The 6552-nt window shown below is 72.8% G+C and carries 8 protein-coding genes and 1 pseudogene; 7 read left to right on the top strand and 2 right to left on the bottom strand.

The genetic code is table 11. The annotated features are described in order from the left end of the window. The 3 genes and pseudogenes from ACWCRB_RS20455 to ACWCRB_RS20445 form a co-directional block, all read left to right on the top strand. Positions 1-875, top strand: a pseudogene (locus tag ACWCRB_RS20455) (hypothetical protein); the annotation flags it as partial. Beyond that, complete coding sequence (locus ACWCRB_RS20450; protein ID WP_450997391.1) at positions 872-1417, top strand: Pycsar system effector family protein; 546 nt, start codon at positions 872-874, stop codon at positions 1415-1417. The pseudogene ACWCRB_RS20455 and the gene ACWCRB_RS20450, both read left to right, overlap by 4 nt. 53 nt (positions 1418-1470) lie before the next feature. Continuing rightward, complete coding sequence (locus ACWCRB_RS20445) at positions 1471-3147, top strand: M48 family metalloprotease (RefSeq protein WP_450997390.1); 1677 nt, start codon at positions 1471-1473, stop codon at positions 3145-3147. Positions 3148-3208: 61 nt separating this feature from the next. On the opposite strand, the gene ACWCRB_RS20440 is transcribed toward ACWCRB_RS20445, so the two are convergent. Further along, the gene (locus tag ACWCRB_RS20440) at positions 3209-3436 is read right to left on the bottom strand and encodes a hypothetical protein (RefSeq protein ID WP_450997389.1); all 228 of its coding nucleotides are present in this window, start codon (positions 3434-3436) and stop codon (positions 3209-3211) included. A gap of 8 nt (positions 3437-3444) precedes the next feature. Then, a complete protein-coding gene (locus tag ACWCRB_RS20435) occupies positions 3445-4134 on the bottom strand; it encodes a hypothetical protein (RefSeq protein WP_450997388.1) in 690 nt (229 codons plus the stop codon). A 194-nt stretch (positions 4135-4328) separates the two neighbouring features. On the opposite strand from ACWCRB_RS20435, the gene ACWCRB_RS20430 reads away from it, so the two are divergent. The 4 genes from ACWCRB_RS20430 to ACWCRB_RS20415 all read left to right on the top strand — a co-directional run bounded on the left by ACWCRB_RS20430 (position 4329) and on the right by ACWCRB_RS20415 (position 6505). Then, positions 4329-4772: a helix-turn-helix domain-containing protein gene (locus tag ACWCRB_RS20430; RefSeq protein WP_450997387.1), complete on the top strand. Its 444-nt coding sequence runs from the start codon at positions 4329-4331 to the stop codon at positions 4770-4772. A 230-nt stretch (positions 4773-5002) separates the two neighbouring features. Then, positions 5003-5419 (top strand): hypothetical protein, encoded by a 417-nt coding sequence (locus ACWCRB_RS20425; RefSeq protein ID WP_450997386.1) that lies wholly within the window; start codon positions 5003-5005, stop codon positions 5417-5419. Between the two features lie 67 nt (positions 5420-5486). After that, the gene (locus tag ACWCRB_RS20420; protein WP_450997385.1) at positions 5487-6095 is read left to right on the top strand and encodes a phage tail tube protein; all 609 of its coding nucleotides are present in this window, start codon (positions 5487-5489) and stop codon (positions 6093-6095) included. A 119-nt stretch (positions 6096-6214) separates the two neighbouring features. After that, positions 6215-6505, top strand: coding sequence for a hypothetical protein (locus ACWCRB_RS20415; RefSeq protein ID WP_450997384.1), 291 nt, complete (start codon positions 6215-6217; stop codon positions 6503-6505). Positions 6506-6552 lie beyond the last annotated feature (47 nt).

Genomic DNA, 6552 nt, shown 5'->3' with positions numbered 1-6552 from the left:
CCGGGCAACCGGCCTCCATCCCGGGCCAGTCGAGCCCCATCCCCGGGCAACCGGCCTCCATCCCGGGCCAGTCGAGCCCCATCCCCGGGCAACCGGCCTCCATCCCGGGCCAGTCGAGCCCCATCCCCGGGCAACCGATCTCCGTCCCGGGCCAGTCGGCGGTCGCCCCCGGGCAACCAGGCTTCCTCGCAGGCCAGCCGGGTCCCGTCCCTGGCCAGGCAGGCTTCCTCCCCGGCCAGTCGGGGCCCGTCCCCGGCCAGGCAGGATTCGTCCCCGGCCAGTCGGGTCCCGTCCCCGGCCAGCCAGGCTTCCTCCCCGGCCAGTCGGGTCCCGTCCCCGGCCAGGCAGGGTTCGTCCCCGGCCAGCCGGGATCTGTCCCCGGGCAACCGGACCTCGTCTCCGGCCGGCCCGGGCCCGTCCCGGGGCAGCCCGGCTCCGTGTACGGGACCCCGGGTCGGCCTCCCAGCGACGCGACCCCGGCTCAGGCCCAGGCTGCCCAGCCGCCGGTGACTCCGGGCGCCGCGCCGGCCGCCTCCGCCTGGGGCGCCCAGACCCCGGCGAGCCCGTATCCGGGCGCCCCGCAGGCACCCGCGGGCCAGGCTCCGATGCCGGGTGCCGGCGGGCCGTACGGGTCTGTTCCCTCGTACGGAAGCCCGGGCCCCGCCGATGTCCCCGGACCGCCCACGCCCGTGCCGTACGTCCCGCCGGGCACCCCGTACCAGCAGCCGTACTCCGCTCCCCAAGCCCCCGCTGCCCCCGCCTGGCAGCCGCCCCCCGGCTACGGCAGCACCCCGACCCTCCCCGAGCAGCAGAACGCGCCGGCCGACGGTCCCGGGGACGGAAGCGAGGAGGACAAGGCAGGCGGCGGCGCATGACCACGCTCGATCCGCGCCCCACACCGACGCCGCTCCCGCCCGACACGCCCGCCGACCCCACCCAGCTCTGCGAACGCCTGCTCACGGACCTCCGTACCGAGATCGCCCGTGCCGACAGCAAAGCGTCCGTCCTGGTCGCCGCGCTCGGGATGACCGCCGGTGTGTTCAGCGGGCTGCTCGCCGGGCGGAACTGGAACCCGGGCGCGCTCAGCACCTTCGGCACCGTCGTCTGGGGCGCCGGTGCCGGTTCCCTGGTGCTGTCGCTGTTCGCGTTGCTCCTCGCCGTCCTGCCCCGCCACCGCTCCGAACCGTGGGCTCCGGGCCAGCCCCTCTCCTACTTCGCCGACATCCAACACGCCGTACGGCTCGGCCAGTTGGAGGCGGCGCTCGCCGACACCCAGCGCGATCCCACGGCCGCGCTCACCTCGGCGCTCACCGAGACGAGCCGTATCGCCACGCGCAAGCACCAGTGGATCCGTACCGGCCTGATCTCCTTCTGCACCGGCACGCTCCTTCTCCCCGCCTCGCTGCTCATCGGCTGATCACACCGGACACCGGACCGCTCAGTCACCGTCCCCGCACGTGAAGGAAGACCATGACCCAGCCACCCTCGTCACCACCGGAGTACCCCGAGCCCGCCGAGCAGCCCCTGGCCCCGCCGACGTACCCCGAGACCGCCGCCCACCAGCCTCCGGTCCCGCCGCCCTACCCCGAGCCCACCGCCCAGACCCCACTCCCGCCGCAGTACCCCGAGACCGCCCCCCGACCTCCGGGCCCGCGGGCACACCCCGAGCCCGCCAACCGACCCCCGGGCCCGCCGACGTACCCCGGGCAGGCAGCGGCCCAGCCGTCAGCCCCGCCCGCATACCCCGGGTCGGCTGCGGCGCACTCCTCGGCCCCGCCGCCGTACCCCGGGCAGTCCGCTCCCGCGTACCCGCAGGCGGCGCAGGCCCCGCAGCAACCCCCGCCGTACCCGGACCCGGCCCAGCCCCCCTCGTACCCGGACCCGGCCCAGCCACCCCAGTACGCAGACGCCGCCCAGCCGCCCCAGTACCCTGCCGCCGCCCAGCCGCCCTCCTATCCCGCCGCCGCTTCCCAGGCACCCGCATACCCCGAGTCCGCCCAACCCCCGGCCTACCCGGGCGCGCCCCTGAACCCGGCCCAGCCGCCCCCCGCCTGGCCGGGCGCGGCCCCCGCCCAGCCCCCGCCGTCCTACCCCCAGGCCGCCACCGCCCAGCCGCCGGTCCCCCCGCAGTACGCGCCCCCGCCACCACCCCCGACCGCTCCCGCCCCGCCCGCTCCCGCGTCCCCGGACGAGCACCACCCCCACCACATCCCCACCGACCTCCGACGCGTCCACATCTCCGCCCACCAGCGCCGTACCGACGCCACCGCCGTGGGGAACCTGCTCCTCTATCTCCCGAACTTCCTCTGCAGCCTCCTCGTCGTCAGCCTCTTCTCCCTCTTCTTCCAGGAACTCGCGTTCCTCGTCGTGATCCTCTGGCTGCTGAGCGGCGCACTCGTGTTCCACCGGCCCACCGAAAGCGCCCTCGCGCGCCGTTTGCTTCATCTGCGCTACCCCACTCCGCAAGAACGAGCCAAACTCGAACCGGTCTGGCGCGAGGTCACCGCCCGCGCGGGCGTCGAGGGCCGCAACTACGAACTCTGGGTCGAGGACAGCGACGGCCTGAACGCGGTCGCCGCCGCCGGCCACATCGTCGGCGTCACCCGCTTCGCCATGAACCAGCTGCCCAACGGCGAACTCGCCGCCGTCATGGCACACGAGCTGGGCCACCACGTCGGCGGCCACGCCTGGTCCGGTCTCCTCGGCTACTGGTACGCGCAGCCCGGCCGGATCGCCTGGCGGGTCCTGCGCGCCCTCTCCGTGATCGTCTTCAAGGTGTCCCGCGCCTTCTCCTGCTTCGGCGTCGCCTTCGTCGTGCTCGTCCTCGGCAGCATCGCCCTGGCGACCATCAGCACCCTGTACGGCCTGCCCCTGCTGATCCTCGGTGTGCCGTACGCCCTCGCCGCCGTCGGCCGCCGCGCCGAACTCCGCGCCGACGAGCACGCGGCCGCCCTCGGCTTCGCGCCGATGCTGGCCGCCGTACTCCACAAGCTGCACCAGGACGAGCAGGCGCAGACGGCGGCGCTCGCCGCGCTCAACGGCGGTGTGGCGCCGGAGGAGAGCCCGCTGAGCAAGCTGCTCTCGTCCCACCCGGACTACCACACCCGGCTGCACCACCTCCAGCCGTACCTGCAGCAGCAGCGCTGAGGGCAGGCCGAAGGGCGGTCACCCCGCGCCCGGGTGACCGCCCTTCAGCATCCTCTGCGTCTCAACGTTCCCGTGACCGCCGGGCCGCCGCCCGCGTCGCGCGCTCCGCCGCGAACACGTCCTCCAGCCGGAACAGCAGAGCGCGTCCGGCCCGCCCCGCGGCCGTGAGACGGCCGAGCTGCACCCATTTCCGAATGGTGGCGGGAGCGACCCCGATCTCCCGGGCGGCCAGCTCCCCGGTGATCAGGGTCGGCTGTCCGTCGTACGGCGTGCCCGTCGGCGTATTCATCGATGTACTCATCGGCCGCCCCCCGACGCCGAGCCCGCGGCAGCGACCCGCTCCCACTCCCCCTCCGGCCACCTGTGCCGGTGCCCGGGATCGTGGTGGCAGTCGCAGTCGGGGGCGGTGCAGCGGCAGGCGGGGTTGATGCAGAGGACCGCCTGGCGGTCGGGGAAGGCCCGTAGGGAGACCGAGTCGCACCAGCGGCAGCGGCCGGACACCCGTACGACGATCTCGCTGTCGCCCAGCGCACGGGCGCAGCGCCGGGCCAGCCGACGGGCCTCGTCGCGGACGTGCACGGCCAGTACCGGGTCCGTGGCGATCTCGTCGAGCAGGGCCCCGATCCGGCGCAACCGCTCCGGCACGGGAGCGCGGTCCGGCCGGGGCAGCCCGAGCCGGTCGTGTACGGCCTCCTCCAGTTCGACCACGCCGTCCGCGATGTCGCGGATGGTGTCGGAGATGTGCAGCCGCAACGGAGCCGTTCTGTGCCCGGGCACCGCCAGACCATGGTGCTGCTGGAGCAGCAGCGCCTCCTCGCGCTCCTGGCGGAGACGTGCGCCGAGTTCGGCCGTGGGTGCGGGTGCCGTACGGCCCCGGCGGCCGGGCGTACGGCCACGACCGGGGGCCAACTCTTCGTAGAGTTCCGGGAATTGCTGCGCCAGAACGCCGATCCACAGTGCGGCGTGCGCGGTCGGCCGCTCAGCCAACGGAACCTCCCGCGCACCTCGACAGATTGCGAGCGCGCGCGCAATGATTTGCTCGCGCGTGCCATACGTCAAACGAACCCCGCATGCCCCCGACCTCTCCCCCGTGCTCTTCCGTCACTTTGCTGCGAGCTTGTAATTCCGCGCGCGCAAGCAAGCTAAACTCGCGCCACCCCCGATTGAAAGCGAGTAGCGCCATGGCGACCCCCGAGCTTGACGTGTTCGCGGCATGGATCGAAGAGCTGATGCGCCGGCGCGGCTACGACATCGACAGCCCCCGCGGCGGCGGCAAGTCACGCGTCGCGGACGAGGCGGGCGTGCACCGGGCGGCGGTCACCCGACTGCTGCACCGCCAGAGCATGCCGGACCTTGAGACGACGCGGCGCCTCGCCCGCGTACTGGACGTCTCCGTCCGCGAGATGCTCATCCGCTCCGGCCGACTGACCGCCGAGGAACTGACCGACCCGCGCGCACACTTGCCCTCCACCCCTCCCACCTCCGCACCGATCCGCCGGCTCACCGTGGACGAGGCCGCCGACCTTCTCGGCGTACCGACGAACCAGCGCGAGCGCTTCGCCCGGGCCGTGGAGCAGTTCCTGCCACCGACGGCGGACGCGGGGACACCGCTCGCATCCCACTGACTCCCGCCCCGATCCCTCACCCCCGCCACCCGTCACCCTCCCCCACCCCTCGATGACCGCCACACCTCACTAGTTGCGCGCGAGCAAGCAATCTGTCACAGTTGGCGCAGCAGCCGAACTGTGTCCGCACACCAGGGGCTCCTGACTCATCAGGAGCCCCTGTTCGCGTTCCCCGGACCGCCCGGTTGACCCAGTTGCCCCAGTCGCCCAGCCGCCCGAGGTGATCCGGAATGACCTCAGCCGTACCTCCGCCCGACACCTTTCTCGAAGTCGAGGCGCTGGTCGTCGACATCCTCGAAGCCGACCCGGCCCTCTCCACCGCCCTGGTCGCGGTCGAGCCGCCCGCCGACTTCGACGGCACCGCCGAGGCCGTCCTCGTCAACAGGCGAGGCGGCGCCTGGATCGGCGATCTGCACGTCGACGAACCGCTGATCGAGCTGGAGGTGTACGGGCCGACCAAGGCCGCCGCGCACACCCTGGCCAACGCGGGCCGCCGCGCCGTACTCGCCGCGGCCGGACGGACGTACGGCACGAATCTGATCACCGACGTCGTCGAGGAGGACGGCCCGCGTTGGCTGCCCGACTACCTCTACCGGGCGGCCAATCGGTACGTGTGCGTCCTCAAGGTGTCCGTCAGCGTCTACTGACCCTCTCCCCGGCGCTTCCCCACCTCCCACCCCTCATTTCCTGTCCCTTAGTTGAGGAGAACCAGCAATGGCAGGTAGCAACACCTCAGAGATCCGCATCGCGGGAACCGGCCGCCTGTACGTCGCCGTCGCCGGCACGGCCGTACCGACCGCCTTCTCCGACACCCCGGCCGCCGACTGGGGCGCCGCCTGGAAGAACCTGGGCTACACCTCCGGCGAGGGCGTCACCTTCAGCAAGAAGGACAAGCTGGAGGCCGTCGACAGCTGGCAGACCATCAGCCCGGTGCACTTCGTCTACTCCGACCGTGACCTGACGCTGAAGTTCTCGCTGCTCCAGTTCAACGAGGACACGCTGCCGTTCTTCATGGGCGGCGGCGCGGTCAAGCCCGTCGAGGGCTCCACGGGCGGCTCGGGGGTCTTCGAGTACGAGATCGCCGACCGCGCGTACGCCGATGTCCGCGCGCTCGGGCTGGAGTTCACCGACGTACGGGCGAGCGACGGCTCGGTCGTGACGTACCGCTTCGGCATCCCGCGCGGCCAGGTCACGGCGTCCGACGACATCAAGCTCGGCCGCAAGGCCCCGGCCCAGCTCGGCATCACCTTCCAGGCCCTCGCCTCCGTCGAGGGGGAGGCCCTGGGCGGCTTCGTCATGAAGGACGCCGCGTACGCGGTCTGATCCACCCCTGTTCCACCCTCCCGCCGGACACCGGGGGCAAATCCCCTCCGACGCCTCCGGTGTCCGGCCCCTCACCGCACCTCATCGCTCGACCACATCTGACAAGGAGTACGACCGAGATGGCCTCTTTCGACGTCAACGCAGCCCGCGCCCAGCGCCTCGAATCCTTTGGCCGCAGCTGGTCCTTCAATCTGGACGGCGACACCTTCACCCTGCCGACCGAGCTGACCCGGGCCACCGCCAAGGCCCTGCGCAAGCTCGACGACAACGACGTGGACGGGCTGCTCGAACTGCTGCTGGGCGAGGAGCAGTTCGCCCGGTTCGAACGGCACGAGGTCACCATGCAGGACATCGCCGCGATCCTGGAGGCGTACGGCAAGGAGACAGGGCTCGGCCTGGGGGAAGGCTGAGCCTCGGCGTGTTCGTCGACGAACACGCCGAGGCCCTGGAAGCCGAC

The organism is Streptomyces sp. NPDC002156 (assembly GCF_053593675.1).
The sequence above is the reverse complement of the archived record's forward strand: the minus strand, read 5'-3'. Positions and strand labels throughout refer to the sequence as shown.

What these genes read in the sequence shown, in the direction of transcription:
- ACWCRB_RS20445 (WP_450997390.1), top strand. Translation starts at nt 1,471, where the DNA reads ATGACCCAGCCACCCTCGTCACCACCGGAGTACCCCGAGCCCGCCGAG.
- ACWCRB_RS20450 (WP_450997391.1), top strand. Translation starts at nt 872, where the DNA reads ATGACCACGCTCGATCCGCGCCCCACACCGACGCCGCTCCCGCCCGAC.
- ACWCRB_RS20430 (WP_450997387.1), top strand. Translation starts at nt 4,329, where the DNA reads ATGGCGACCCCCGAGCTTGACGTGTTCGCGGCATGGATCGAAGAGCTG.
- ACWCRB_RS20420 (WP_450997385.1), top strand. Translation starts at nt 5,487, where the DNA reads ATGGCAGGTAGCAACACCTCAGAGATCCGCATCGCGGGAACCGGCCGC.
- ACWCRB_RS20425 (WP_450997386.1), top strand. Translation starts at nt 5,003, where the DNA reads ATGACCTCAGCCGTACCTCCGCCCGACACCTTTCTCGAAGTCGAGGCG.
- ACWCRB_RS20440 (WP_450997389.1), bottom strand. Translation starts at nt 3,436, where the DNA reads ATGAATACGCCGACGGGCACGCCGTACGACGGACAGCCGACCCTGATC.
- ACWCRB_RS20415 (WP_450997384.1), top strand. Translation starts at nt 6,215, where the DNA reads ATGGCCTCTTTCGACGTCAACGCAGCCCGCGCCCAGCGCCTCGAATCC.